Origin of the sequence: Denitrobaculum tricleocarpae (genome assembly GCF_007004665.1) — a bacterium.
In the GTDB taxonomy this organism is placed as follows: Bacteria; Pseudomonadota; Alphaproteobacteria; order Kiloniellales; family Kiloniellaceae; genus Denitrobaculum; species Denitrobaculum tricleocarpae.
The window spans coordinates 111,909-138,338 of the sequence record NZ_ML660053.1 but is presented as its reverse complement, the minus strand read 5'-3'; the positions used below and the strand labels follow the sequence as shown (position 1 = coordinate 138,338).

Annotated in this window: 23 protein-coding genes and 1 pseudogene; 11 read left to right on the top strand and 13 right to left on the bottom strand. The window is 59.7% G+C overall.

Annotated features, from left to right (window positions below; genetic code table 11):
* Positions 1 to 39: 39 nt before the first annotated feature.
* Entirely contained in the window at positions 40 to 648 is a 609-nt protein-coding gene (locus FKG95_RS05460) for a peptide deformylase (protein WP_142895328.1), read from the bottom strand.
* A gap of 260 nt (positions 649 to 908) precedes the next feature.
* Between FKG95_RS05460 and rpsU the strand changes: the two genes are divergently transcribed.
* Together rpsU and FKG95_RS05450 are read left to right on the top strand one after the other, a co-directional pair.
* On the top strand, positions 909 to 1,112 hold the full coding sequence (gene rpsU, locus FKG95_RS05455; RefSeq protein ID WP_142895327.1) for a 30S ribosomal protein S21: 204 nt from the start codon (positions 909 to 911) through the stop codon (positions 1,110 to 1,112).
* A gap of 240 nt (positions 1,113 to 1,352) precedes the next feature.
* Positions 1,353 to 2,255, top strand: a complete 903-nt coding sequence (locus FKG95_RS05450; RefSeq protein WP_142895326.1) for an acyl-CoA desaturase — start codon at positions 1,353 to 1,355, stop codon at positions 2,253 to 2,255.
* A gap of 90 nt (positions 2,256 to 2,345) precedes the next feature.
* Here the strand turns inward: FKG95_RS05450 and FKG95_RS05445 are convergent, their stop codons facing one another.
* The 5 genes from FKG95_RS05445 to FKG95_RS05425 form a co-directional block, all read right to left on the bottom strand.
* Positions 2,346 to 3,743 (bottom strand): NAD(P)(+) transhydrogenase (Re/Si-specific) subunit beta, encoded by a 1,398-nt coding sequence (locus FKG95_RS05445; RefSeq protein WP_142895325.1) that lies wholly within the window; start codon positions 3,741 to 3,743, stop codon positions 2,346 to 2,348.
* Between the two features lie 13 nt (positions 3,744 to 3,756).
* Positions 3,757 to 4,167, bottom strand: a complete 411-nt coding sequence (locus FKG95_RS05440; RefSeq protein WP_142895324.1) for an NAD(P) transhydrogenase subunit alpha part 2 — start codon at positions 4,165 to 4,167, stop codon at positions 3,757 to 3,759.
* Positions 4,168 to 4,174: 7 nt separating this feature from the next.
* On the bottom strand, positions 4,175 to 5,437 hold the full coding sequence (locus tag FKG95_RS05435; protein WP_142895323.1) for a Re/Si-specific NAD(P)(+) transhydrogenase subunit alpha: 1,263 nt from the start codon (positions 5,435 to 5,437) through the stop codon (positions 4,175 to 4,177).
* 369 nt (positions 5,438 to 5,806) lie between these two features.
* The gene (locus FKG95_RS05430; RefSeq protein ID WP_142895322.1) at positions 5,807 to 7,168 is read right to left on the bottom strand and encodes an ABC1 kinase family protein; all 1,362 of its coding nucleotides are present in this window, start codon (positions 7,166 to 7,168) and stop codon (positions 5,807 to 5,809) included.
* 79 nt (positions 7,169 to 7,247) lie between these two features.
* Entirely contained in the window at positions 7,248 to 9,050 is a 1,803-nt protein-coding gene (locus tag FKG95_RS05425; protein WP_142895321.1) for a M3 family oligoendopeptidase, read from the bottom strand.
* A gap of 132 nt (positions 9,051 to 9,182) precedes the next feature.
* Between FKG95_RS05425 and FKG95_RS05420 the strand changes: the two genes are divergently transcribed.
* The 3 genes and pseudogenes from FKG95_RS05420 to FKG95_RS05410 all read left to right on the top strand — a co-directional run bounded on the left by FKG95_RS05420 (position 9,183) and on the right by FKG95_RS05410 (position 15,198).
* Complete coding sequence (locus FKG95_RS05420) at positions 9,183 to 10,985, top strand: AMP-dependent synthetase/ligase (RefSeq protein WP_142895320.1); 1,803 nt, start codon at positions 9,183 to 9,185, stop codon at positions 10,983 to 10,985.
* Positions 10,986 to 11,288: 303 nt separating this feature from the next.
* Positions 11,289 to 14,795 (top strand): annotated as a pseudogene (locus FKG95_RS05415) (indolepyruvate ferredoxin oxidoreductase family protein); the annotation flags it as partial.
* Positions 14,796 to 14,910: 115 nt separating this feature from the next.
* On the top strand, positions 14,911 to 15,198 hold the full coding sequence (locus FKG95_RS05410; protein WP_142895318.1) for a DUF1330 domain-containing protein: 288 nt from the start codon (positions 14,911 to 14,913) through the stop codon (positions 15,196 to 15,198).
* Between the two features lie 24 nt (positions 15,199 to 15,222).
* Here FKG95_RS05410 and FKG95_RS05405 read toward each other — a convergent pair whose 3' ends face one another.
* A complete protein-coding gene (locus FKG95_RS05405) occupies positions 15,223 to 16,164 on the bottom strand; it encodes a GlxA family transcriptional regulator (RefSeq protein ID WP_142895317.1) in 942 nt (313 codons plus the stop codon).
* Positions 16,165 to 16,318: 154 nt separating this feature from the next.
* Here FKG95_RS05405 and FKG95_RS05400 point away from each other — a divergent pair, with 154 nt between their 5' ends.
* A complete protein-coding gene (locus FKG95_RS05400; RefSeq protein WP_142895316.1) occupies positions 16,319 to 16,924 on the top strand; it encodes a DJ-1/PfpI family protein in 606 nt (201 codons plus the stop codon).
* Between the two features lie 489 nt (positions 16,925 to 17,413).
* Positions 17,414 to 17,917, top strand: coding sequence for a PAS domain-containing protein (locus FKG95_RS05395; RefSeq protein ID WP_142895315.1), 504 nt, complete (start codon positions 17,414 to 17,416; stop codon positions 17,915 to 17,917).
* A gap of 7 nt (positions 17,918 to 17,924) precedes the next feature.
* Here the strand turns inward: FKG95_RS05395 and FKG95_RS05390 are convergent, their stop codons facing one another.
* Together FKG95_RS05390 and FKG95_RS05385 are read right to left on the bottom strand one after the other, a co-directional pair.
* Positions 17,925 to 18,455, bottom strand: a complete 531-nt coding sequence (locus FKG95_RS05390) for a P-loop NTPase family protein (protein WP_142895314.1) — start codon at positions 18,453 to 18,455, stop codon at positions 17,925 to 17,927.
* A gap of 77 nt (positions 18,456 to 18,532) precedes the next feature.
* Positions 18,533 to 19,303, bottom strand: a complete 771-nt coding sequence (locus FKG95_RS05385; protein ID WP_246116696.1) for an AraC family transcriptional regulator — start codon at positions 19,301 to 19,303, stop codon at positions 18,533 to 18,535.
* 117 nt (positions 19,304 to 19,420) lie between these two features.
* On the opposite strand from FKG95_RS05385, the gene FKG95_RS05380 reads away from it, so the two are divergent.
* A complete protein-coding gene (locus tag FKG95_RS05380; RefSeq protein WP_179953942.1) occupies positions 19,421 to 20,620 on the top strand; it encodes an MFS transporter in 1,200 nt (399 codons plus the stop codon).
* 8 nt (positions 20,621 to 20,628) lie between these two features.
* On the opposite strand, the gene FKG95_RS05375 is transcribed toward FKG95_RS05380, so the two are convergent.
* Together FKG95_RS05375 and FKG95_RS05370 are read right to left on the bottom strand one after the other, a co-directional pair.
* Positions 20,629 to 21,048: a RidA family protein gene (locus tag FKG95_RS05375; RefSeq protein ID WP_142895312.1), complete on the bottom strand. Its 420-nt coding sequence runs from the start codon at positions 21,046 to 21,048 to the stop codon at positions 20,629 to 20,631.
* 1 nt (position 21,049) lies between these two features.
* Positions 21,050 to 21,814 carry an ArsR/SmtB family transcription factor gene (locus FKG95_RS05370; RefSeq protein WP_142895311.1) on the bottom strand — a complete coding sequence of 255 codons (765 nt, stop codon included), beginning with the start codon at positions 21,812 to 21,814 and terminating at the stop codon, positions 21,050 to 21,052.
* A 142-nt stretch (positions 21,815 to 21,956) separates the two neighbouring features.
* Between FKG95_RS05370 and FKG95_RS05365 the strand changes: the two genes are divergently transcribed.
* Positions 21,957 to 22,787, top strand: a complete 831-nt coding sequence (locus tag FKG95_RS05365) for an isocitrate lyase/PEP mutase family protein (RefSeq protein WP_142895310.1) — start codon at positions 21,957 to 21,959, stop codon at positions 22,785 to 22,787.
* Between the two features lie 25 nt (positions 22,788 to 22,812).
* Here the strand turns inward: FKG95_RS05365 and FKG95_RS05360 are convergent, their stop codons facing one another.
* The gene (locus tag FKG95_RS05360; RefSeq protein ID WP_142895309.1) at positions 22,813 to 23,001 is read right to left on the bottom strand and encodes a hypothetical protein; all 189 of its coding nucleotides are present in this window, start codon (positions 22,999 to 23,001) and stop codon (positions 22,813 to 22,815) included.
* Between the two features lie 133 nt (positions 23,002 to 23,134).
* Between FKG95_RS05360 and FKG95_RS05355 the strand changes: the two genes are divergently transcribed.
* Positions 23,135 to 24,031, top strand: a complete 897-nt coding sequence (locus tag FKG95_RS05355) for a LysR family transcriptional regulator (RefSeq protein ID WP_142895308.1) — start codon at positions 23,135 to 23,137, stop codon at positions 24,029 to 24,031.
* Positions 24,032 to 24,057: 26 nt separating this feature from the next.
* The gene (locus FKG95_RS05350; protein ID WP_142895307.1) at positions 24,058 to 24,774 is read left to right on the top strand and encodes a 2-phosphosulfolactate phosphatase; all 717 of its coding nucleotides are present in this window, start codon (positions 24,058 to 24,060) and stop codon (positions 24,772 to 24,774) included.
* 33 nt (positions 24,775 to 24,807) lie between these two features.
* Here the strand turns inward: FKG95_RS05350 and FKG95_RS05345 are convergent, their stop codons facing one another.
* On the bottom strand, positions 24,808 to 26,211 hold the full coding sequence (locus FKG95_RS05345; protein WP_142895306.1) for a pyridoxal phosphate-dependent decarboxylase family protein: 1,404 nt from the start codon (positions 26,209 to 26,211) through the stop codon (positions 24,808 to 24,810).
* Positions 26,212 to 26,430 lie beyond the last annotated feature (219 nt).

Sequence of the window (26,430 nt, the reverse complement as noted above, 5' to 3'; positions counted from 1 at the left end):
CTTTTCGCTCAGCATTTCATCTGCCGGCTTCCAATTACCCTAATCGGCGCTTCCGCCATCCCCGGAGGCCTCGGCCGCAGCCCCGATTTCGCTGGTGAAGGTCAGGCTCGAGAGGTCTGTCATGCGCTGAGGATAGAGAACCCCATCCAGATGATCGCATTCATGCTGTACGACCCGGGCATGAAAACCCTTCGCGACTCGTTCGAAAGGCTGACCCTCGAGGTCGAGAGCGCTGTACCGCAGCGCCGTGTAACGCGGGACCTGCCCGGCCAGGCCCGGAACGGAAAGACAGCCCTCCCAGCCCAGGGACTGCTCTTCCGTTAAAAACTCCAACTCGGGGTTGATAAGAACCGTGAGCGGCACACCACCGCTTCCCGAGTCTGCCTCAATATCGTCGGAACCCTGGTCATCGCCCGTGTTTTCCCGTGCATTTTCCCTGGCTGCCCGCCCTTCGTTCACAAAGAACACCACCACCCTGAGCGGCATATGGACCTGCGGCGCCGCAAGGCCGGTGCCATTGGCATCCCGCATGGTCTCAATCATATCGGCCACTAAACGGCGGATTTCCGGGGCTGTCGGGTCTTCGACCTCGGCCGCGCGCTGCTTCAAGACGGGATGCCCCATGCGGGCGATTTTCAGCAAAGTCATGGGACCAATATGGCTTCGCGCACTTCGGGGGTAAAGCCGCCCAGAAGGCTTCGCGGCCTTTTTTTGGCTTACTGCGGCAAAAAGCGCCAGATTCTTGCAAATCGTCCTTCACATGGCCTTTTCCGTATGATACCACCCTCCACACCACGCTACGGTATCGCCATAGCGAGTGGGATTGTTTGTTCTTAACCCTGACATGACCGTTAGGATGAGCCGATGGATCAAAGCGATCCGTCGCAGTGAAAGGAGCATGGTCGCCCGTGCAAGTACACGTCCGCGATAATAACGTTGATCAGGCCCTCCGCGCGCTGAAGAAGAAGCTGCAGCGCGAGGGTGTTTTCCGTGAGATGAAGTTGCGCCGCCACTTCGAGAAACCTTCCGCACGCAAAAAGCGGGAGCGCGCTGAGGCGGTTCGCCGCCACCGGAAGCTTCTCCGCAAGCGGATCGAACGCGAAGGCTTCTAGCCTGGACTTGGAGTTCCGCAAGCGCGCTCGGGCAACGGAGCGGACTGCGGAACATCAGGGGCGACGAGAAACGAGGGCCGTAGGCAAATGCCTTTTCAGCGGCCCTTTTCTTGTGCCCGGGTTTCGGGAAAGATGAGGTATGCAAACCCCTCGTCTTTATCACTCTGACCCGCGCCAATTCCGCCAGATTTGTTTCCCTCCACATGCACGGCGTCAGCCTTGCGCAGACGGCGCAAGAGCATGATGCAGCCGGTTTTGCGCATCGATGGCACGGAAGCCTGCGCGCTCAAGGGTCGAGTGGTTTTGGACCGGGCAAAGGTCCTTTGGACCGGCGGAATGCTCTCCATCGGTCTCATCCTGGGCCCTTTCCTCTTCTCCTGGGACGCCTTTCTGGTGTTTCTTCTGCTGACCTACACGACGATGCTCATCGGTCACAGCGTCGGCATGCACCGCATGATGATCCACAGAAGCTTTGCCTGCCCAAAATGGCTGGAACGGAGCCTCATATATGCCGGGCTGCTGGTGGGAGTGGCCGGGCCTTGCGGCATTATCAAAATTCACGACCTGCGCGACTGGGCCCAGCGCCAAAAGGGCTGTCACGACTTCTTTTCGCACCGGCGCGGGTTTTGCCGTGATCTGACATGGCAGCTCTTCTACCGCTTCGAGTTCGAGCTGCCGCCAAAGGTGACGATAGAACCGGGTCTTGCCGACGACCCCTGGATCCGCTTCATGGAGCGGACATGGCGACTGCATCAACTCCTGCTCGCCTTGCCACTCTACTATGCAGGAGGGCTCTCCTGGGTCGTTTGGGGCATCTGCATCCGCGTCGCCGTCAGTACCGTTGGCCATTGGACAATCACCTATTTCTGCCACAATCCGGGCCCGGGACGCTGGCAGGTCGAGGGCGCCGCCGTGCAGGCGTCCAACCTCCCACTGCTGGGCGTCCTGTCTCACGGTGAATGCTGGCACAACAACCACCATGCCTTTCCTGAGTCGGCGCGGATTGGTCTTGAAAAAGGCCAGACCGATGCCGCCTGGCGTGTGATCCAAGGGCTTCAAAGACTGGGACTTGCGAGGAAGGTTGGCATCCCAAGACCAAACGATCAGCGAGACGATCTCATTGATGTTTCGGAGGTAGCCTGAGCCGGCCAATGAGCCTTGAACAAAAAAGCGGCGGAGCCTGAGCTCCGCCGCTTTGCGTTTTGAGACAGTCAAAGTCTCAGACGTACAGCGCTACTCCATCGCTTTGACGATATCCTCGCACATCTTCTTCGCATCGCCGAACAGCATCAGCGTGTTGTCGCGGAAGAAGAGCTCGTTCTGGACACCGGCGTAACCGGTTGCCATGGAGCGCTTGATGAAGAGCACGGTTTTGGCCTGATCGACTTCCAGGATCGGCATACCGTAGATCGGCGACGCAGGATCCGTTTTGGCCGCCGGGTTGGTGATGTCGTTGGCGCCGATGACGAAAACCACGTCCGTCGACTTGAAATCGCGGTTGATCTCTTCCATCTCCAGCACCTCGTCATAAGGCACGTTGGCTTCAGCCAGCAGGACGTTCATGTGGCCGGGCATACGGCCCGCCACCGGGTGGATCGCATAACGAACATCCACACCGCCGCCTTTAAGAATGTCAGCCATTTCCCGCAGGGCGTGCTGTGCCTGGGCGACAGCCATACCGTAGCCCGGGACGATGATGACGGAACCGGAGTTCTGCATCATGAAGGCCGCATCGTCGGCGGAACCGGACTTGGCCACACGGTCGTCGTCACCGCCTGCCCCGCCCGTCGGCGCGCTGCCGTCGGTACCGAAACCGCCCAGGATCACGTTAAAGATCGAGCGGTTCATGCCTTTACACATGATGTAACTCAGGATCGCACCGGAAGAGCCCACCAATGCACCGGTCACAATCAGAAGATTGTTGCCCAGCGTAAATCCGATGCCGCAGGCCGCCCAACCGGAGTAGGAGTTGAGCATGGAGATGACCACCGGCATATCCGCCCCGCCGATCGGCAGGATCAGCAGGAAGCCCACTAGCAGCGCCAGGATGATAATCAGCCAGAAAACCGCGCTGGACTGTCCCACGCAAAGCATCACGATCAAAACGACGATCGCGATACCGATCGCCGCGTTCAGGTGATGCTGGAACGGAAAGACCAGGGGCTTACCGCTGATCAGCGCCTGCAGCTTGCCGAAGGCGACCAGCGAGCCGGTGAAGGTGATGGCGCCGATCGCCACACCGAGCGACATTTCGATCAGGCTAGCGACATGGATATTTCCGGGTGTTCCGATACCGTAGGCTTGGGGCTTATAGAAAGCCGCGACGGCAACGAAGACTGCGGCGAGACCCACCAGACTATGGAAAGCCGCCACAAGCTGCGGCAGCGCCGTCATGTTGATCTTGAGCGCAATCACGGTACCGATGGCACCGCCGACGACGATACCGGTAATGATCAGGCCATAGCTGACGACGCCCGGCATCGCCAGGGTGGTGATGATGGCAATGGCCATACCGACCATGCCGAAGAGATTGCCTGACCGGCTGGTTTCAGGATGCGACAAGCCGCGCAGAGCCATGATGAAACAGATGGAGGCGACGAGATACAGCAGTGCTGCGAGATCTGGATGCATTTACCGGCGCCCCTTATTTCTTCTTCTTGAACATCTGCAGCATGCGCTGCGTGACGATGAAGCCGCCGAAGATGTTCACCGACGCCAGGGTCACGGCCAAAAAGCCCATGACTTCGCTAAACCCGAAGCCGGCGGGGCCGGCAGCAATGAGGGCGCCAACGATGATGACGGAGGAAATCGCGTTGGTGACGCCCATAAGGGGCGAATGGAGAGCCGGGGTCACCCGCCAGACCACGTAATAACCGACGAAGACCGCAAGAACCAAAACCGTCAGGCCGATCACCGTTGGGGACGCTCCCGCGGCGCCTGAAGATTCTGCGCTCAGTCTGCTGGCTTCGCCCGCGAGGCCGATCAGTTCATTCGACAGTTCGCGGGCCTGATTGGCCGCTTCCGTCGCTTTCTCAACAAAAGATTCGCTAGACATCTGACTCTTACCCCTCCCCCTTATCGGGTGAACCGGACTCACCTTCTTGCCCAGACTCGGTATTAGAAGACTTGCCTTCCGCCGTATCATCGCCGGCGTCTGGAACTGCTGCTTCCTCCTTCGGTGGCGTGTCTTCCTTGGGCGCCAAGCCCGGATGGACGATCTTACCGTCCCGCGTGATGCAGGTGCCCTTGACGATCTCGTCTTCCCAGTCGATCGCCAAGGCCTTGGTCTCGCCATCGACAAGCAACTGCAACAGATTGAAAAGATTGCGGGCGTAAAGCGCACTGGCATCTGCCGCCACGCGGCTCGGTACATTGTAATGACCGACAATCTTGACGCCGTGCTTGGTCACGACCTTGCCGGCCTGCGCAAGTTCGCAGTTCCCGCCATTCTCGACGGCCAGATCGACGATCACCGACCCGGGTTTCATGGATTTCACCATGTCGGCGGAAACCAGCATCGGCGCCGGGCGGCCCGGAATCAGGGCGGTCGTGATGACGATGTCCTGCTTCTTGATCGTCTCGGCAATGAGTTCCGCCTGCTTCTTTTTGTAGTCGTCACTCATTTCCTTGGCGTAACCGCCGGCGGTCTCGGCCTGCTTGAACTCCTCGTCCTCGACGGCCACAAAGGTGCCGCCCAGGCTTTCCACTTGTTCTTTGGCAGCCGGGCGGACGTCCGTCGCCGAAACCACTGCGCCAAGGCGTTTCGCAGTCGCGATCGCCTGCAGGCCTGCAACACCGGCGCCCATCACCAGAACCTTCGCCGGAGCCACGGTTCCGGCTGCCGTCATCATCATGGGGAAAGCGCTGGCGTATTCCGCCGAGGCATCAAGCACCGCCTTGTAACCGGCCAGGTTCGATTGGCTGGAGAGCACGTCCATCGACTGGGCGCGGGTAATCCGCGGCACCAGGTCCATGGCGAAAACCGTCGCACCGGATTTGGCCATCGCCGAGACATCATCGCCCGCTCTGTACGGGTCGCAAATCGCCATCACGACGGCACCCGACTTGTAGGACGTCAGTTCCGCATCCTTGCCGCTGACGATCGGGCGTTGCACCTTCAGAACAACATCGGCATCCGCGGTGACGTCCGTGCCAACAGTGGCCCCGGCGGTCTTGTAGGCATCATCCGTAAAGTTTGATCCGGTACCGGCGCCTTTTTCAACGGCGACCTCGGCACCAAGACCGATCATTTTCTTGACTGTTTCAGGGGAAGCGGCGACACGAGATTCGTGTGCGCGCCGCTCTTTTGGAATGGCGATTTTCATGTAATTCCTGCTCTGCTTTCCCTAGAGGCCCGAGAGACGGCCGAAGACTGAGACCAGACGCTGGTTGAGGCTTTGTACAGGCGGACGCCAGCTTATAGTTCCCCTCTTTAATGAACGTACAGCCGGGTTCGTTCAAGGTTTTTTGGCGGAAACCCGACGGTTCACAGTGTTTTTCTGACGTACGCACAAAAATACTTGGCGCTGTCATCAAGGATTTTTTGTGAAAGCTGATGCGCCGCCGAACAGTGCAAGGACAGGGACTGGCGCAGCCATGCTGGGGCGCAATAGGACGCAGAAGGCGCGCGCTAAGGGCGTATGCCCCGCAGCGGACCTAACTCCGCGCTCAATCAAGTCAAGACATCAGTTTTTTCAGGGAAGAGAAAGCCCGACGGCTTTGAGCGACTCCGTCTGACGCCGTTCGAGATCAGCGACATCGAAACCCTCGATCATATCATGGAACAGACGGTGCCAATTGATCTCCGCCTTCAGGTGAATGAAAACGGAACCTAACCCGACAGCCGCCCGGTCCATCAGCACGAATTCCCGGGGCGGCTTGACACCGCCGAGCCGCTTCAGTTCAGCATGCACCTTGTTGGCGACGCGGGCGCCATACATGCCGCCCTCGCCTTCCATGATCTGCTGCGGCTTATCTTCCAGCAGCGGCGCATAAAGGAACTTCGCCCAGATGTTCAGAGCATCCAGCAGTTCCTTGGTCATCTTGGTGAAGCCCCAGGATTCGTACGCATGAACCGCAAGCGCTTCGTCATCCCGCTCCAACGCGTAATAGAGATCGATGACCCCTTTCACGAACGGTGGATTAAATACCCGGATGCAGCCGAAATCGAGCAGGTTTACAGTGCCGTCGTCGCGCAACGTATAGTTTCCGAGATGCGGATCACCGTGGATCACGCCATAGTAGTAGAAAGGCACGTACCAGGCCCGGAACATATTCATGGCGACCTGGTTGCGTTGCTCGACGTCATCGGTTTTGGCCAGGAAGTCCATGAGCGGCGCACCTTCGAGCCAGTTCATGGTCAGCAGGCGCTCGCCGGACAGATCGCCGATCGTCTCGGGCACTTCAACGCCGTCTTCCTCCGCAAGCATGATGCGGTAAAGCTCCATTTGCCGCGCCTCGCGGTGATAATCAAGTTCTTCACGCAGCCTGTCGGAAAGCTCGGCAAAGATATTCGATGGGTCGATAGCCCGGTCGTAGCGGCGGTAAATCCCAAAAAGAATCTTGAGTTGTTGCAGATCGGCTTCCACCGCTGACTGCATGTCCGGATACTGCAGCTTGCAGGCCAGCCGCTGGCCGTCGAGCCCGAAGGCTTCGTGCACCTGCCCGAGAGAGGCAGCGGCGGCGGCTTCATGCCCGAAAGACTTGAATTTTTTCTGCCAGCCCGGCCCGAGTTCAGCCCGCATGCGACGCTTGACGAAGGGCCAACCCATGGCCGGGGCGTTGGACTGCAGTTGCCGCAGTTCCTCGGCGTACTCCGGCGGCAAGGCGTCCGGGATCGTGGCCAGAATCTGTGCGGCCTTCATGAGCGGGCCCTTTAGGCCACCCAATGCCTGTTTCAATTCGTTGGAATGCTGGCCTCTGTCGAGGTTCAAGCCCAGATAGCGCGAGCCGACGACCTGCGCCGCCAGCCCCCCAACAGAGGTCCCAACCTTGGCATAGCGCCGGATCCGGCCGCCGAACCGAGATTCTTCTCTTCCAAAATCCTCATCACTCATGCTGGGAACATGGTCCCGACGTTTCGGCTTGTCCACCCATCTCGGCGCTTTCGCCTCGCGCAGCCTCCTGAGTCGGGAATCAGTCTATCTGCTCCAGTTCGTCGATGAAGCGGCCGATCAGGCTCAAGCCCTGCCCCCAGAAGTCGGGATCAGAGGCGTCCAACCCGAAGGGCGCCAGAAGCTCTTTGTGACGTTTCGTGCCGCCCGCGCTCAGCATTTCGAGGTATTTCTCAGCGAATCCCTCAGATGCCTGCTCGTAGACCGCATAGAGTGAATTCACGAGACAATCGCCGAAGGCATAGGCGTAAACATAGAAAGGCACGTGGATGAAGTGGGGGATGTAAGCCCAATAGTGCTTATAATCCGCATCGAATTTCAAAGCCGGTCCAAGGCTCTCGCGCTGGGTTTCAAGCCAGATCTCGCCCAGACGCTCGGGCAGCAGTTCACCTGAGCGGCGCTCATCGTGCACACGGGTCTCAAACTGATGCATGGCGATCTGGCGCACAACCGTGTTCAGCATGTCCTCGACCTTGGACGCCAACATCACCTTGCGCCGGGTCGGGTCGCTTTCAGCGCGCAAAAGAGACTGGAAGGTCAGCATCTCACCGAAGACTGACGCGGTCTCGGCAAGCGTCAGCGGGGTATCCGCCATCAGGTGCCCCTGGGGCGCGGCAAAGACCTGATGGCAGCCGTGCCCGAGCTCATGGGCCAGGGTCATGACATCGCGCGTCCGGCCTTGGTAGTTCAACAGAAGGTAAGGATGAGCCGAGGGCACGGTCGGATGCGCGAAGGCGCCCGGAGCTTTTCCGGGCCGCACCGGCGCATCGATCCAGGGTTTCTCGAAGAAACGGCTGCCCACCTCCGCCAGCTTCGGCGAGAAGGAGGCGTAGGCATCGAGCACGGTGCTGCGTGCGTCATCCCAGGAGATAATCTTATCGTTATCGTCCGGCAAAGGCGCATTGCGGTCCCAGTAGGGCAGCTGTTCGACGCCGAACCACTTGGCTTTGAGCTTGTAATAGCGATGCGACATCGAAGGATAGGCATCGGAGACCGAGGTCACCAGTGCATCGACCACCTCGTCCTCGACCACATTGGCCAGATTCCTCGATGAGATCGGACGCGCGAATTTGCGCCAGCTGTCCTCGGTCTGTTTATCCTTGGCCAGGGTATTGGTGATCAGCGCAAAGGTCCGCTGGTTCTCGCCCAGGACCTTGCCCAGCGACTTCGCGGCTTCCTTACGCACCTCGGGGCTCCGGTCACCCAGCTTGTTGAGAATTTCCGCATTGCCCAGCTCGCCACCCGCGAAGGGAAAGCGCAAGGCCGCCATGGTCTCATCGAAGAGCCGTGTCCACGCCGCCCGGCCACTGACGGACTTCTCGTGCAGCAGTCGCTCGATTTCCTCGTCGAGCTGGTGCGGCCGATAGGAGCGCAGATCGCGCAGCCAGGGGCCGTAGTGCGCCAACTCGGGGGACGAGAGCTTGGACTGGAGCAGGTCATCTTCCAGACCGTTGAGTTCCAGAGTGAAGAAGAGCATGGCCGTGGAGATCGCGGTCGTGCGTTCCTGCATCGCCTGATAGAACTGCGTGACTGCGGGGTCACTCATGTTGCCGGAATAGACCAGCTGGGCATAACTCATCACCCGCCCAAGGGTCTCCTGCAAGGCCTGATAGGCATCTATCGCCCCCGCGAGGGCGGCGCCGTCCAGATCACCAAGGCCTCCCTCGTAGCGCTTGTGGAAGTCCTTTGCCGCCGTTTCACAGCGCTCCAGATCCTGCTTCAACTCAGGTGAATCCGTGCCCGGGTAAAGGTCACTCAAATCCCAGGCAGGCAGGGTGCCCAGCTTGTCATCAATCACGGATTTCGGCTTCGCAGCGTTCGACACGGACGTTCCTCCTCGGCACACACACCTTGACCGCTAGCGATATAGGCTCCAAATACGTGATCGCCAAGGACAAACCTGCGTGATCAAAGCGGGCAGCCATACACCGGCCCACCGGTGTGAGAAGGGGGAACCATGAATTTTTCGGCCTGGAACAGCTTAACCGAGATGTTTTTCGAGCAGGCGGAAAAGCATGCGAACACAAATTTCCTCTGGGCAAAACGCGATGGCGCCTATCAACCTCTGACGTGGCGCGAAGTCGAATCACAGGTCAAGGATCTGGCGCGCGGTCTGCGCGGCCTGGGTCTGGAACGGGGTGAGAGAGTCGTTCTTGTGTCGGAAAACCGCCCGGAATGGCTGATTTCAGATGTGGCGATCATGGCAGCGGGCGGCATTACGGTGCCCGCCTACACAACCAACACCATCAGCGATCACCTGCATATCCTCACCAACTCGCGGGCGCGCGGGGTCATCGTCTCCACACGGGCGCTGGCGCGGAAACTCATGCCGGCGGCCCTGGATTCCCCAAACTGCAAATGGGTCATCTCCATCGAGGACCTGGAACAGGGCCAGTCCGTGCCGATGGACCTCTACCGCTGGGACGAGGTCTTGCACGAAGGCTCGTTGCAGCCAGATGACGTCAAGGAATACGCGGGTTTCGCGCAGCGGCACGAAACCGCTTGCTTCATTTACACCTCGGGCACCGGCGGCGTGCCAAAGGCGGTGATGCTCAGCCATGGCGCAATCATGTGCAACTGCATGGGCGCGCATGACCTGCTTGAAGAACTGGGCTTGGAGCGGGAAGTCTTCCTCTGTTTCCTGCCGCTCACCCATTCCTACGAACACACCGCCGGCCAGTTTTTCCCGATGTCGATCGGCGCCGAGATTTACTACGCGGAAAGCATCGAAAAGCTGCTCAACAATCTCGGCGAGGTGAAGCCGACGATCATGACTGCGGTGCCACGTCTCTACGAAAGCATGCTGCAGCGGATCCGGCGCGGTGTCGAAACGCAGAGCCCGTTTAAACAGCGGCTGTTCAATCTGGCTGAAACCCTCGGCCGTAAGCGCTATGTCGATCCTACGAGCTTGACCGTGAAAGAACGCCTGCTCGATTTCGTCGTCGAAATCCTGGTGCGCGGCAAGATCCGCAAGCGCTTTGGCGGCCGTCTGAAGGCCATGGTTTCCGGCGGCGCGGCGCTCAATCCGGACATCGGTGTTTTCTTCGTCGCATTGGGCCTCCCCGTCTTGCAGGGATATGGCCAGACGGAATCCTCGCCGGTGATTTCCTGCAACCGGCCGGGCCGCGTGAAGATGCACACGGTCGGCCCGCCCCTGAAGGGCGTTGAGGTCAAGATTGCCGATGACGGTGAAATCCTGGTGCGCGGCGAGCTGGTGATGAACGGTTACTGGGACGACGAAGAAGCCACCGCCAATGTGATCAAAGACGGATGGTTACACACCGGTGACGTCGGACGGCTCGACGAGCATAACTACATTCAGATCACCGACCGGAAAAAGGACATCATCGTCTTCTCGGGTGGTGATAACGTCTCACCGGCCCGCATCGAGGGCTTCCTGACCCTGCAGCCCGAAGTTCATCAGGCCATGGCCTATGGCGACAAGCGCCCGAATTTGGTCGCTCTGCTGGTGCCCGACGAAGAGTTCCTGAGAAGCTGGTCGAAAGAGAACGGCAAAAAGCCCGATCTCAAAATCCTGAGCGCCGACCCGGATCTGCGCAAACATCTGGCGGGCGTTGTCGATCAGGTGAATAAACTGCTGTCGCCGATGGAGAAGGTGCGGCGCTTCATCATCGCACCCGAGGCCTTTACAACCGACAACGCCATGATGACCCCGACCCTTAAGATTCGCCGCCACAAAATCAGAGAGGAATACGGCAAGGTTCTCGACGAACTTTACGAAAAGAAGAAGAAAGCCTGAGCGGCCACGACACGGTTGGCATCGTGCAGTGCAAAGTCGTGCAGTGCAGAGTCGCGCGGCGCGGAGGTATGCGCGGATGGAGTTACGCGAGGACAAACGGAGCGTCAGACGTCCGCAAACCAAAACTCACGTTCCGCAAAATTACCCCGGAGGCCGACAAGTTGGTACTTTCGTTAAGCTAATCCAATATAGTGGGCACGAAGGTTGCTTTTTTGCCGGATTCGACCCTCGCAAATTGCCATTTAGGTCAGCATTGATTACCTTTTAGAGTATAAAACGATATAACCCTGCTCGGGAGAGGAAACGATGGCTCTTAATGCGGTAACTCTCGACGACAAGTACGCGCTCGAATCCGGACGGGTATACCTGACCGGCACGCAGGCCCTGGTTCGCCTGCCGATGATGCAGCGTCAGCGCGACGTTGCTGCAGGCCTTAACACCGGTTGTTTTATCTCTGGCTATCGTGGCTCGCCTCTTGGCGGAGTCGATCAGCAGCTCTGGTCCGCCCGCCAGTTTCTTGCCAAAAACCACATTCATTTTCAGCCCGGCGTAAATGAAGACCTCGCCGCGACCGCTGTCTGGGGCAGCCAGCAAGGCCATCTCTTCGGGGACAGTAACTACGACGGCGTCTATTCCATGTGGTATGGCAAGGGCCCCGGAGTCGACCGCAGTGGCGATGTCTTCCGCCATGGCAACCTGGCAGGCTCCGCCCCGCACGGCGGTGTACTTCTGCTGGCCGGCGATGACCACACCGCAAAGTCTTCCACGACCGCGCACCAGTGCGAATACGCCTTCATGGATGCCATGATCCCGGTGCTCAACCCGGCCGGCGTCCAGGAGTTCCTGGACCTGGGCTTGCTCGGATGGGCCATGAGCCGTTACTCGGGCTGCTGGGTCGGCTTCAAAACCATCGGCGAAACGGTCGATTCCTCCGCCAGTGTCTATGTTGATCCGCACCGGATCGACATAGAGATGCCGCAGGATTTCAACATGCCCGCAGAGGGCCTGAACATCCGCTGGCCGGACGGCGTGCTGGAGCAGGAAGAACGGCTGCAGGCTCACAAGATATACGCCGCCCTCGCCTTCGCCCGGGCCAACAAGCTCGATAAAACAGTCATCGATTCGCCTCAGAAGCGGCGCCTGGGCATCGTCACCGCCGGCAAGTCCTACCTCGATGTGCGGCAGGCTCTGGATGACCTCGGCATCGACGAAGAGATGGCGGCCGACATCGGCCTCAGCCTGTACAAGGTCGGCATGACCTGGCCGCTGGAGCGCGAGGGAATGCGGCGCTTTGCCGAGGGCCTTGAAGAGATCGTCGTCGTCGAAGAAAAACGAGCGGTCATCGAGAACCAGCTCAAAGAGCAGCTCTACAACTGGCGCCCCGATGTGCGCCCCCGGGTGATCGGCAAGTACGACGAAGACGGCGAGTGGATCCTGCCATCAATCGACGAGATCACACCGGCGCGTATCGCCCGCGTCCTGGCGCAGCGCATCAGCCGCTTTTACAGCAGCGAGCATATCGATCAGCGCCTGGCTTTCCTGGAGCAAAAGGAAAAAGCACTGAACAGCGAGGCGGCTCCGATTGCCCGCATCCCCTATTTCTGCTCCGGTTGTCCGCACAACACCTCGACCAAGGTGCCGGAAGGCAGCCGTGCCATGGCCGGTATCGGTTGCCACTACATGGCGATCTGGATGGACCGGGATACGGAAACCTTCACCCAGATGGGCGGCGAAGGTGTGCCCTGGGTCGGACAGGCGCCTTTCAGCAAAACCAAGCATGTCTTCGCAAACCTGGGCGATGGGACCTATTTCCACTCAGGCATCATGGCGGTGCGGGCCGCCGTCGCGGCCAAGGTCAACATCACCTACAAAGTTCTTTACAACGACGCTGTCGCCATGACCGGCGGCCAGCCCCACGACGGCCCCTTGGATCCGGCCATGATCACCCGGCAACTCGAGGCCGAGGGCGTCAAGCGCATCGTCGTGGTCACGGACGAGCCGGACAAATACCCCCTGGGTACCGATTGGGCACACGGCATCACCATCGAACACCGGGACGAGCTGGACCGGGTTCAACGGGACATGCGCGAGATCGAAGGGGTGTCGGTCATTCTCTATGACCAGACCTGCGCGGCGGAAAAACGCCGACGGCGGAAGCGTGGGCTCTTCCCCGATCCGCCCAAGCGGGTCTTCATCAACGACGCCGTCTGTGAAGGCTGCGGAGATTGCTCGGTTCAGTCGAACTGTGTCTCCGTCGCCCCCCTGGAGACCGAGTTCGGGCGCAAGCGCGTCATCGACCAGTCATCCTGCAACAAGGATTTCTCCTGCGTTAAGGGGTTCTGTCCCAGCTTTGTGACCGTACATGGCGGTGCCCTGCGCAAGAAAAAGCCGATCACAAAAGCCATCAACGGCGAGAACGCGGATCAACAGGCGTCTCAGTGGGACGAGCTTTCCGATCCCACCCTGCCCTCGCTGAACGAGCCCTACAGCATCGTCATTACGGGTGTCGGCGGTACCGGCGTCGTGACCATCGGCGCGTTGATCGGCATGGCCGCACATATCGAAGGCAAAGGCTGCTCGGTGCTGGACATGGCGGGCCTGGCGCAGAAAGGCGGCGCCGTGGTCAGCCACGTGCGCATCTCGAGCAAGCCCGAAGATATCCATGCGGTGCGGGTCTCGGCAGGCGGCGCAAAGCTTTTGCTCGGGTGCGATCTCGTGGTCGCCGCGGGCGCGGACGCCTTGTCAAAAATCGAACATGGCCGTGGCCGCGCCGTTATCAACAGTCACGAGGCGGTCACCGGTGAATTCACCCGCAACCCGGACCTTCTCTTCCCCTCCCAGCGTCTTCAGGAACGCATCGAGGAAGAAGTCGGCGCAGATCACGCCGATTTCCTGGACGCCACGCAGATGGCCACAGCCATCCTGGGCGATTCGATCGCGACCAACCTCTTTATGCTGGGCTACGCCTGGCAAAAAGGCCTCATCCCGCTCAGCCTCGACGCAATTGATCAAGCCATTGTGCTGAACGGGGTCGCTGTCGAAGCCAACACGCGCGCCTTCCGCTGGGGCCGGCGCGCCGCCCACGATCTGAATGCCGTAAAGGAATTTGCGGCACCACCAAAAGAGCCGGTGAGCCATCATTTCTCGGAGAGCCTGGACGAGCTTGTCGAGCGCAGAGTCGCCTTTCTGACGGACTATCAGGACGCGGCCTATGCCGCGCGCTACCGGTCTCTTGTGGACAGGGTCCAAAAAGCGGAAGCGTCCAAGCTGTCAGGCTCGACAGAGCTCACAGAAGCGGTCGCACGCTACTACTTCAAACTGCTCGCCATTAAGGATGAGTACGAGGTTGCGCGGCTTTATTCCACAGAGGAGTTTACGCAGAAACTGCATCAACAGTTCGAGGGCGATTTCAAACTGAGTGTCCATCTTGCCCCGCCTATTATGGCGGCGCGGGACCCGGAAAGCGGCCACCTCAAGAAACGGGAATTCGGCCCCTGGATTTTGCAGGCCTTCAAGTTGCTTTCAAAATTCAAAGGCCTGCGCGGCAGCAGGTTCGACATCTTCGGACACACGGACGAACGCAAGATGGAGCGGCAGCTCATCGCCGATTACGAATCAATGCTTGATGAGCTTATTGCGGGCCTGTCTCATGATACGCACGCCGTTGCGGTCGATCTGGCATCGGTGCCCGAACACATCCGGGGCTATGGCCATGTGAAGGAACGCCACATCACCGAGGCCAAGGCGCGTGAGGCAGCTCTCTTGCAGTCTTTCCGTAACCCGGAGCCTTCGCGCAACGCCGCAGAGTAGTCAGACTCCGGCAAGGGCCTCCTTCGTCCTTGTGCCGTGGCGAAGCTCCGTCAGAATGGGTGACCCAAGAGCAAGGATTTCTTGGCGCAACCAGACAGTGGAGACTTGACGACCTATGCCAGCTTACATGATCGCACGTGTGAAGGTTCACGATCCGGAGGGCTACGAAGCCTACAAAACGAAGGCCTCAGCAGCGATCGAAGCGCACGGCGGACGCTATCTGGCGCGTGGCGGCGCCCTGGAGGTGCTCGAGGGCGAAGACAGCGGCGCACGGCTGGTGATCGTCGAATTCGCGGATGTGGAGACCGCCAGGGCCTTCTACAATTCCGACGCCTATCAGGAAGCGGTCAAAATCCGCCAGCCTGTATCTGAAGGCAATTTTATTGTTGTCGAGGGACTCTGAGCAACCTCTAACCGGCTGCCGGCGTCAGGCCGTCGACCTGAAACGGCTGCGGTAGGCACCGGGCGTCAATCCAAGATGTTTGGCAAAGGCCCTGCGGAGGGTTTGCGCATCCCTGAGGCCTGATAAGGCCGCCACCTGGTCGAAAGACGCCGCTGTTTGCTCGAGGGCACTGCGGGCAAAGTCCACGCGCAGGCCCTCGACGAAGCGCGAGGGACTCTCGCCGAACTCCTTGATAAAGAGCCGGTGCAGGCTGCGTTCCGTCAGATTGGCGAAGGCGCTCATGCGCGTCACCCGCCAATCCGCCGCAGGCTCCGCCGCGATGGCTTCGCACAACCTGCGGAGACCTGGCGCACTTGCACTCTGTGCCCGCAACGGCCGCGAATACTGGCTCTGACCGCCGGAGCGGCGCATGTAAACCACCAGTTCCCGCGCCACCTCAAGTGCGATATCGCTGCCCAGATCCTCCTCCACCATGGCCAACGCCAAGTCGATACCTGCGGTGACGCCGGCCGAGGTGAAAACCTTGCCATCCCGGGTATAGATTTCATCGGGCAGCCATCGCACCGCCGGATAACGCCGCCAAAGGTCAGGCGTCCGACTCCAGTGACAGGTCGCTTGCCGGTTATCCAGCAAACCCGCCTCCGCGAGTAAAAGACTGCCCGAGCAAACCGACGCGACCCGGCGCTGCTGGGGAGCCGCCTGCCGCAGGAAATCGATCAGAACCGGGTTCCGGCACTGTCGGTCGACTCCGGGTCCGCCGGGTGTAAAAAGATCACCGGAAGGAAGATCGGCGTCGAAGCCGGCATCGGCCAGAAGCGCCAGGCCGGATTCCCCTTCAACGGGAGCGCCGTCCTCACTGATGGTGCGAACCCGGTAAAAGGGCTGCTCAAGAAAACGGTTAGCCGTGCTGAAGACCTGAAGCGGACCGACAACGTCGAGCATCATCACATCCGGGAAAAGAATCATCGTGACTGGAACTTCGCCGGACGTCGGTTCTGTCTGATTTTGACTGCATATTGTCATATCGGTCAAAACAAAGCCGCATTATGCTCTCTAAGTCAAACAAATACACATGTTAAATTTCGAATTCAGAACACTGAATTAACAAGAGAGAGTCGCTATGCAGATTGGAATCCTACTTTTTGATCGGGTCGAGGAACTCGATTTTGTTGGTCCCTACGAGATCCTGGCCGCCGCCGAAGATCGCCGTCCCGAGGACATCCAGGTCAAGACCTACGCACTGGACCAACTTGAGGTCACATGTAACAAGCGCATGAAGGTCGTGGCCCATGCGCTTTGTGCCGATGCACCTCAGCTTGACGTAATGCTGGTTCCGGGCGGCAACGGCAGCAGACTGGCCGCTGAAAACGGCGAGATGATCGCCTGGATCCAGAAACAGGCGGCGGGCGCGAAATGGGTCACGTCGGTGTGCACGGGCGCCCGTATTCTGCAGGCTGCCGGATTGATCGACGGCAAACGGATCACGACCTTTCACGATGCGATACCAGAATTGCGGGCCGCAGGCCGCGCGGCGGACGTACTGGATGACGTCCGCTATGTGCAGGATGGAAACCTGGTCACATCGGCGGGCGTCTCGGCGGGGATCGATATGACACTTTGGCTCCTGGGCCAGTTGACCTCCCCCGCCTTCGCACGCGAAGTCCAGGCTTACGTCGAGTACTTCCCGTCACCCCCCTACAGCGCCGACGTCAACCAGGCGGCCTGATGAAAAGCGGAGCGTTCAAAGCCATGCCGGCATCAGAACCGGTTCGAAGAGAATTGTCGTCGCGCGCCCCGCTGCCCCCGATCCCCGGCGCGAACGACCGTATCCCACTTAGCAGGATTGCGAAGGGCGGAGCCCGCCGGTCGTGATCCTGCTTTTGTGCAGTGTTATACAAGTCTCAGACGGAGTGACCGTTTGTCTTGCCCCGCTCGCCCCTTCTCAAACCCGGCTTGGGTCGAATTTGCGCGGACTCCCGGTCACCCGGGCTGCTCTGATCCCGACAGCACAAAAGAACGACAAGCGCCACAGGCTTGAGTGCATTTATTCGAAATCACTCGTCCAGCACGGGCAAGGCAAACATAATTCAATAATCACTTGTTAAATAACAGACGTTATAGAAAATGTCGGGATAGATCTGCGTTTCGAAGTAAGGCGAGCTGAAGATCGGCTTTACGAAATAATGCGCCAAGGCAATCTGAGAGTTTTGAATTGATGGATTCTGTTCAGCATCCTGGCGCGCGGATATCGGACGATTGGAGTCCGCTGCAATACGATCCCGATCTGAACTTCGAACACGACCTTCTCAAAGACGCTTACTCACTGTGGCAAAAGCTCCGCGGAGAGCGTGAGCTGCCTTCCCGCGGCGATCTGGATCCGGTTCAAGTTCCAGCGGCGATGCTGCCGCACATGCAGCTTCTCGACATTGAGCCAGGACCACCGATACGCTACCGCTGGCGACTGATCGGGACCCACATCACCAGTGCGCTTGGACGTGATTCGACCGGCAAGTATTGGGACCAGCTTTATGTAGACAGCACGCTCCAGTCCTTCAAACGGGGCGTCGAACTGATCCAGACTTACAGACGGCCAATCCGCTGTTACGGAAAATCCGACTTTGCTCAAAAGCACTTCCAGTCTTTCGAAGCCATAGAGATGCCCCTGTCGGAGGATCAGAACGACATCCGGACTATCTGGATCGTGGCAGTCTACAGCTGAAATTCGTCTAGTGGTGAGGCTGCAGCTTCAGACAAGCCTTGCGGAAGCCTTCGATGTCGCGCGGCGACCGAAGGTGGATGATATCCCGATCAGCGCGATATGCATCCATTGCCGCGATCAGTTTCGGACGGACCTTACGATGCAGCCACCACATCATCCGATAGAGCTTAAAGGTCACCTGCCACATCGGACAGCCTTCTGGACCATCGGTTCTGCCCAAAAACACTGACCGGATTTGCCGTTTCGTCGCCCAAAGCAGGTGCCGCCAGAGAGGCAGGTCGATAAAGACGATCGTATCGGCGGCATCGAAGCGACGCTCGATATCCTGCCAGGGCCCGAAGCCGTCAATGATCCAGCGCTCCCCAGCAATCAGGCTTTCATGTCTGATGTGAAACTCAGCTTCAGGCATCATCTCCCAACCGGGCAGCCACTGGATCTTGTCGATGGAATGGTACGGCAGGCCCAACGCATCGCTTATCGCCCGGCAAAGCGTAGACTTGCCGCCACCCGCATTTCCGATTACTGCCACTCTGGTCATTTCACGACGACTCCGGTTTTGTCTAAGGCTACCTGAGAAACAACGCGATAAGCAAACAGCTCAGATGGGCTTGCGGCTCAATCCCGGAAGTACTGCCCCGGCGTGACGCCAAAGGCTTCGCGAAAGGCTTCGATGAACGCGCTCAACCCGTCATATCCGACATCGTAGGCTACCGAGGTAACCGGTTCCTTCGCGGCCAGGCGTTCCAGAGCCACCAGCAACCGGGCCTGCCGCCGCCATTGGCGAAAGGTCATGCCGGTCTCGGCTTGAAACCGCCGGATCAAGGTGCGCGGCGAAAGGTTCAATTCAGCCGCCCAATCCTCCAGAGTGCGATCGTCAGCCGGTGCTGAGAACAGTGTGCTCGTGATGACCTTGATCTTCGGATCCGCAGGTTCGGGAAGATAAAGCGGCAAGGCATCCATCACCTTAATCTCGGCCAGGAGCAAAGCAAGAAGATGCTCGTCCAGGCGCTCGTCATGTTCGGATGCAATGCGCAGGATCACCTCCCGCATCAGGGCGGATAAGCGCCAGACAACGCAGTTTTCAGGCAGCGTCCCCGGTAGCGTCAAAGGGACCGCCGCAGAAGCACGCGCATAGCCTGATGGCGTGGCGTTAGGTGTGGGCGCCAGATAGACGGTGCGCATCTCGACCGCATCACGGCACAGGATTTCGTGTGTACAGCCCGCCGGCACCCAAAGGGCGCGGCCAGGGGGCAAAACCCAACTGCCGTCGGACGTCGTCACCCGCATCACGCCCGAACGGGCATGTACGATCTGATGACCGACATGCCGGTGCGGCTCGATCCTGGTTCCCTTATCGTAGCTGCTGGCGAGACCTGAAAACTGCAAAAGACAACTCGTTTTGTCATTTAAGCGATAAATATTGGCATACCATGGATAGAATGCTTTTTCATCTCTGCTTATTCTCAAGCCTGCAGACAATCGCGTGTACAGATGGAAAGCCGTATGAGTCCCAAGACCACCCTTAATTTTCTCAACCTGGGACACTTTTTCGATCACTTCTTTTTGCTGATCTTTCCGACAGCCGTGATCGCGATCGAGCGCGACTGGCAGCTCGATTACGGCGCGGCGCTTGCGCTCGGCACACCGATCTACGTGGCCTTCGCACTTGGGACTCTGCCCGCCGGCTGGCTCGGCGACCGCTGGCGCCGGGAATGGCTGGTCGCGATGCTCTTCATCGGCTGTGGTGCCTCGAGCGTGCTGGCTGCCCTCTCGAATGGCCCCCTGCTTCTGATGATCAGCTTTGCCGCGATGGGCCTCTTTGCTTCGATCTATCACCCGGTCGGCCTCTCCATGGTGACCCAGATGTCGGACAGGCCCGGCAGGGCGCTCGCGGTCAATGGCGTATACGGCAACATGGGGCTCGCGGGCGCCACGCTTTTGACCGGGTTTCTGGCCGAAGCTTTCGGCTGGCGCAGCGCATTCCTTTTGCCCGGTCTGATCTCCATCGGGGTTGGCGTCGCCTATTTGTCCATGACCCGCCGGGCTGCCGCGGGCGGACAAAAGAACCCGGAGAAAGTCACCCAGCCGGTGGTTCCGGCAACGCGCAACACACAAATCAGAGTCTTCGCGGTCATTCTGGTCGCCGCGCTGTTCGGCGGCGCCGTCTTTAACGGCGTCAGCATTTCATTGCCGAAACTCTTCGAGGAACGTCTGGCCGACATCACAAGCGACCTCTCCGTCATCGGCAGCTACACGGCCCTGGTCTTCGCAGTCGCGGCCTTTGCCCAATTGCCCGTCGGCGATCTGCTCGACCGTTTTGGCGCGAAACCCATCCTGCTATCGCTTCTCGTCTTTCAGGTTGCCGCCCTGACGCTTGTCTCGACGACCTCGGGCTTACTGGTCGTGCCTGCCGCGCTATTCCTGGTATTGTTGATGTTCGCCGAGTTGCCGGTCACAGGTTGGCTGATGGGGCGCTATGTTCCGCAAGCCTGGCGCTCGCGCGCCTTTGCCGTGCAATACGTCTTCTCGCTTGGCATGAGTTCGGCCATCGTTCCTTTGATCGCCGGCCTGCACAGCCTGGGATACGGATTCGACAGTCAGTACCTCTTCCTTGCGGTCTCCGCCGCGATCGTCCTGGTGAGCGCCGCGATGCTGCCGTCATGGCGGCGCACGTCGCCTGAAACCGCAGCAGCCGCCGAATAGATCAAAGGCTAATCCACCGGTTTGAAACGCTCCGGGGGGATAACCGCAATGGGCGCCAGCTCGACCAGAAAGTCAGGATGCCCCAGCCCGGCCACCATCACCGACGTGCTTGCAGGTGCTGTTTGCGGATCGAAATAAGCCGTCCGGACTTCCTGAATCTCCGGCAATTGTGACCGGTCGGTGAAGTAGGTGGTCACGGAGACGATATCCTCCAGACGACCGCCGACCGCTCCCAACACCGCTTCGATATTCCGGAAGCACTGCCGGGTCTGTTCCGCCACATCACCGAGACCGACGATCTCTTCAGCCTCGTTCCAGGCCACCTGTCCGGTGAAGTGAATGAAATGGCCAGGATGCTGGACCACGCCCATGCTGAAACCACGCTCCCGTGGCTGCCAGGTTCCCGGCGGGTTGAATCCCTGCGCCATATCACTCCCTCCTCTTAGTTGCATTCTTGGCCGGGTCCGCAGTGAAGAAAGCGGATGACAGCGCCTCGGTCCTGATGCCGAGCAGTTTGCGCAGAGCCGCCTGCCCGTCCTTGGTCACATGAATCTCCCGGCTACCCGTTTTCTTGCGCAACCATTTTCGCTTTATCAGGCTTTCGGTAAAGGCTTGGCCCAGCGCACCGCCGAGATGAGGCTTCCGTTCACTCCAATCCAGGCACTGTCTGGCAAAGAGCCGCCGGCCTGCGTGGAGACCATCGAGGTCTATTTCGAGTTTCTTGAAAAAGCGTTCGCCCTTTCGGGTTAGAAGAAAATCTTCCTCGCCGCACGCTTCGATCAAGCCCTTAGCCTGTAGCGCTTCCGCGACGGCAAGGCCCAGCACCCCGGCGAGATGGCCGTAGCAGGTGCGCGCGAAACAGACTTGCGTTTTGCGCCGGGCCGCCGGCTCTGCTTTTCCGCTGGGCGCAAGTCTCAGCAGCGCCTGTATGGCAGCCCCCACTTCAGGTGAGGCCACCCGGTAAAAGTGATGACGTCCCTGGCTCAGGACCATCAGCAACCCGGCATCAACGAGCTTGGCCAGATGAAAGCTCGCGGTGGAAGCCGAGATACCGGCCCCATGCGCGAGCTCCCGCGCCGTCAGGGACCGTCCGTCTATCAGAGACGAGATCATCTCGACCCTTGAGGAATCTCCGAGGAGTTTGCCGATCTTGGAGACGTCAAAGTGTGTAGCTGTTGCGGGCTTTGCAGGCATTGTTCGACCTTGACCGAATAGTACTCTCTTGCCAAGACAGATGCCTTGGTGCAGTTACACGCTCATGTATATCGAACAATGCCTGTTGACTCAATACATTGATCAACTATCATCGAACTATGAACGTAAAAGGGAGTCTGTGATGCTGTCTCAAGCGGAAAAGATCGCCAGGTTTCGTGCCCTTCACGAGGAGGACGGCATCTTCGTCATCCCCAATCCCTGGGATGCAGGAACGGCGCGCGTGCTGGCATCGCTCGGCTTCAAGGCCCTGGCCACGACCAGTGCCGGGATGGCCTTCTCGCTCGGTCTTCCCGAAGGCCGCATCAACCTGGAGAACGTCCTCGCACACTGCAGAAGCATCGTCTCGGCAACGGACCTGCCGGTCTCTGCTGACATGGAGAACGGCTTCGCCGACGCTCCGGCTGGTGTCGCCAAGGCCATTCCGCAGGCTGCGGCGACCGGGCTGGCCGGTTGCTCCATCGAAGACTTCAGCGGCGACAGCGACAAGCCGATCTACGATTTCGGCCTGACCGTGGAACGGGTCACGGCCGCCGTCGAAGCCGCCCGCGCCCTGCCCGGCGATTTTATCCTGACCGCCCGCGCCGAGAACTTTCTGCATGGCCGCCGTGATCTGGACGACACGATCAAGCGCTTGCAGGCTTTCGAAGAAGCCGGTGCGGACGTGCTTTATGCACCAGGTCTCAACAAACTCGACGACATCAGGTCGCTCTGTTCCTCCGTCGGCAAGCCCGTCAACGTGGTCATGGGTTTACCCGGCGCGACCTTCGGGATAGAAGACCTTGCTATGGCTGGCGTGAGACGGATCAGCGTCGGTTCGGCTTTTTCCCGCCTTGCCTTCGGTGCGGTCATCGCAGCCGTGCGCGAGATCCTGGACCAGGGCACCTTCACCTTTACCAAAGACGCCGCAGGCTTCGCTCAGTTGGAAGACATCTTCCGCGGATACGAGCAATAGCCAACCTGCCAAGTCCACACTGTTTTTACAGGTAGCGCAGAACCCGCCACTGTCCCTGACCGGTCTGATCGACAGGCGTCTGCGCCTGTGCATCGCGCGAAGCGGCAGTTTCCCGCTGCATCGCCGCGCGCTCCGCCGGTTTGGCGTCCCGCAGGACCGCAAGATCCAAACCCGAAGAGGGAAGAATGCGGTCATCGATGGTCAAACTTGTCATCTGTCGCTCCTGTGAGTTTGCCGTGGATCCGATTGACGTAAACAAAGGGTGTCAGCTTTTCCGTGGAATTTGAAATTCAAATTTTATAATATTAAATTTAGAAAAACTCATAATAGGCCCGTAAGCCCTACAGATGCTGAGTCTCCGCCAGGTCCGCTACTTCATTGCCGTCGCCGATACCGAGAAGGTCTCCGCCGCCGCGACCCAGCTCGGCATCTCTCAGTCCGCGGTCACTCTCGCCATCAAGGATCTCGAGGCGACACTGGGTGTCACGCTCTTCACCCGCCGCTCGGGCGGGGTATCCCTGACCCAAGAAGGGCAGAACTTCAGGACGCATGCCGAGAACATCGAATTCGTCGTGGATGACGCGGTTGCTTCGATGCAGCAGAAACTGCCCGACCTGAGCGGCAAAATACGCTTGGGCGTGACCTATACGGCCTCTGGCTACGCTCTCTTTCCGCTCCTCTCGCGGTTTCGGCGTAGAAATCCTTCGATCGATTTCGATCTGGTGGAGGCGTCGCGCGAAGAGTTGGAAACCATGCTGGCGCGCGAAGAGATCGATATTGCCTTTATGCTGGTTTCCAATCTCTCCAGTCCCGACCGATTTCACAGCAAGGTCCTGAAAAAGTCACCCCGCAGGCTCTGGCTCGCCAATACTCACCCCCTGATCAGGCAGGAGACCGTGAGCATGGCCGAGGTCGCTGCGGAGCCCTATGTCTTTTTCAAAGTCGACGAATCGGATAAAGCCGGCCGGCGCTATTGGCAGGACTTCGGGCATGAACCCAACGTGGTGTTCGAGACCGGCTCTCTGGAAGCGGTCCGCAGCATGGTCGCGACCGGCCACGCCGTCACCATTCTCTCGGATCTGGTCTATCGCCCCTGGTCGCTCGATGGCGGACGAGTGGAGCGTCGTCCGATCAGCGATGCTGTGCCGAGCATGGACGTGGGCATCGCCTGGCGCCATGGCTACCGCTTTGATCCTGCGGAAAGCCGCTTCCGCGACTTTCTGATCGCCGCCATCGATGAATAGCCCGGCGGCAGTGAGGGTTTGAGATCATGGGAAAACGCCTGCTCTCCTTTGCCTGGGGTCAAAACGGCCTACGCGCTCTGCTGCCGATTTCCGACGCGGTCGTCATTGTCGACGTCCTATCCTTTTCGACAGCGGTCGATGTGGCCGTTGGCCGGGGCGCGCTCGTGTTCCCCTATGCCTACGGCCGTGAAGGTGCCGCGGCACAGGCCGAACGGCATAGCGCGACGCTCGCACAGCCCAGATCCGCGTCCGGCGGACAACTGAGCCTTTCGCCCGGGTCGCTCTCAAACGTCGCACCCGGCGAGCGCATTGTCTTGCCCTCTCCCAACGGTTCGGCGCTCTCGGAGTTGACCGGTGATTGCCCGACCTTCGCCGGATGTTTGCGGAACGCAAGGGCCGTCGCGAAAGCTGTGGGCCAGGTCGGTGAACGAGTCGGCGTCATCGCCGCGGGTGAGAAGTGGCCGGACGGAACTCTGCGCCCGGCACTGGAAGACTTGCTTGGCGCAGGCGCCATTCTGTCCGCCATGGAAGGGGAATTGACACCCGACGCCGAAGCGACCCGCGCGGCTTACCTGACCATGCGGGACAACTGCGCGGAAGCGATCCGGGCCTGCGCGTCCGGTCAGGAGCTCACGGACGCCGGCTACGCAGAGGATGTAAGCTATGCAATCGCGCAAAACACCAGTAAGGCCGTGCCGCAGTTGATCGGTGGTGCTTATCAGAATGCCCTCAAGACACGTTAGCGCCTGCTTGTTGTCGGCAGATGCCACAGCCCGTCATATCGAAGGGCGGGACATTTCCCGCAAAACGCGCCGGACAACCTCTATTGTTCGATCAATATCCGCATCGGTCGTCAGCCAATTGCAGACCGAGATGCGCATCGCACGCTTCCCCTGCCAGGTAACACCGCCGAACCATACGTCACCGCTGCTCTGGAGGGCCGCGATCACCTCGTCCGTACGCCGGTCGTGATCGCCGTCCGGGGATAGGAACCGGACCAGGCCCTGGTTGATTACCGGGTGCGCAAGTGCTTCCGCACCTTCCAGCGCCGCAATACTCTCTACAAGACGGCAGGCATGGTCGCAGCAGCGTTCGACAAGATCCTGGACCCCCAACCTGCCCAGATGACGAAGAGCGGCGTAAGCGGCAAAGCCCCGGCCACGGCGTGACCATTCCGGATTCCAATCCTTTTGATTGCGAAGATCCTCAAGCGGCACGGCATAGCTGGTCGCTTGGGAAAAGGCGGCCCGGTGTGCCGCTGGCTCCGCAACGAAAACGAAGCCTGAATCAAACGGCAGATTGAGCCACTTGTGACCGTCGGTGGCCCAGGAATTGGCCTGTTCCACACCCTCGAGCAGATGCCGGTAGCGGGGACTGGCAGCCGCCCAGAGTCCGAAGGCGCCGTCCACATGGACCCAGGCTTCATGCTTGCGCGCGATCGGGCAAAGCGCCTTGAAGACGTCAAATACCCCAGTGTTGAGATCTCCGGCCTGAAGGGAAACGATCGTGGCGCGATCCGCCGGGCCACTCAACGCGGCATCCAGCGCTCCCGGATCCATACGGCCCTCGCTATCGCTTGCGACATAGGTGACCGCTTCGGTTCCGAGTCCGAGCAGACGGACGGCGCGCAGGATCGACTCGTGACGGTTTTCACTGGTCAGAACACGGATGTTCGGCGCGCCCTGCAGCCCCTTGACCTCGACATCCCATCCGCGCTGCTGAAGCAAGTGATGCCGGGCTGCCGCAAAGGCTGTGGTATGCGCCATCTGGCAACCGGTGACGAAGGCGAATGAGGCCTCGTCCGGCAGATTAAGAATGTGCTTCAACCAGGCACCGGCGATCTCTTCCACCACGGCTTCCGCGGGCGCCGTGACGTTCGAGGCGGCATTTTGATCCCAGGTCGAGGTCAGCCAGTCAGCCGCCAGGGCAACCGGAAGGCTGCCCCCGATCACCCATCCATAGAAGCGGCCACTGCCGGACCCGAGAATGCCGCCGGCAGCATCCGCAACCAGATCATCGATGACTTCTATGGCCGGCACGCCGTGTTCAGGTAACTCCCGTCCCAGCCGCCTCCTCAATTCGGATAGGCTCGCCGAGGTCCTAATCGGCTGCTTGTCGATCGCCTGCAGATAATCGACGGCGTGCTGTGCCGCCTGCTGAAGAACTGAACTTGCCGACATTCATAGCTCCCAAATTCGTTTCCCTGAGGCTGCTAAAAGACGATGGGGACAGGCCTCTGTCTGGCCGGGATCGGACTCCGTCCCGGCACAGCGCGGGACCGAGTCCGATTTCAGCTAGTGTGGTGGAACTGAAGTTCGTATCATTTATGATCGCTTCTGCGGTTTTCTGAGCAGGAAGCGTCGCGCTGGCGATGCCAAAGCATCGGCGAGCGGCGGTGA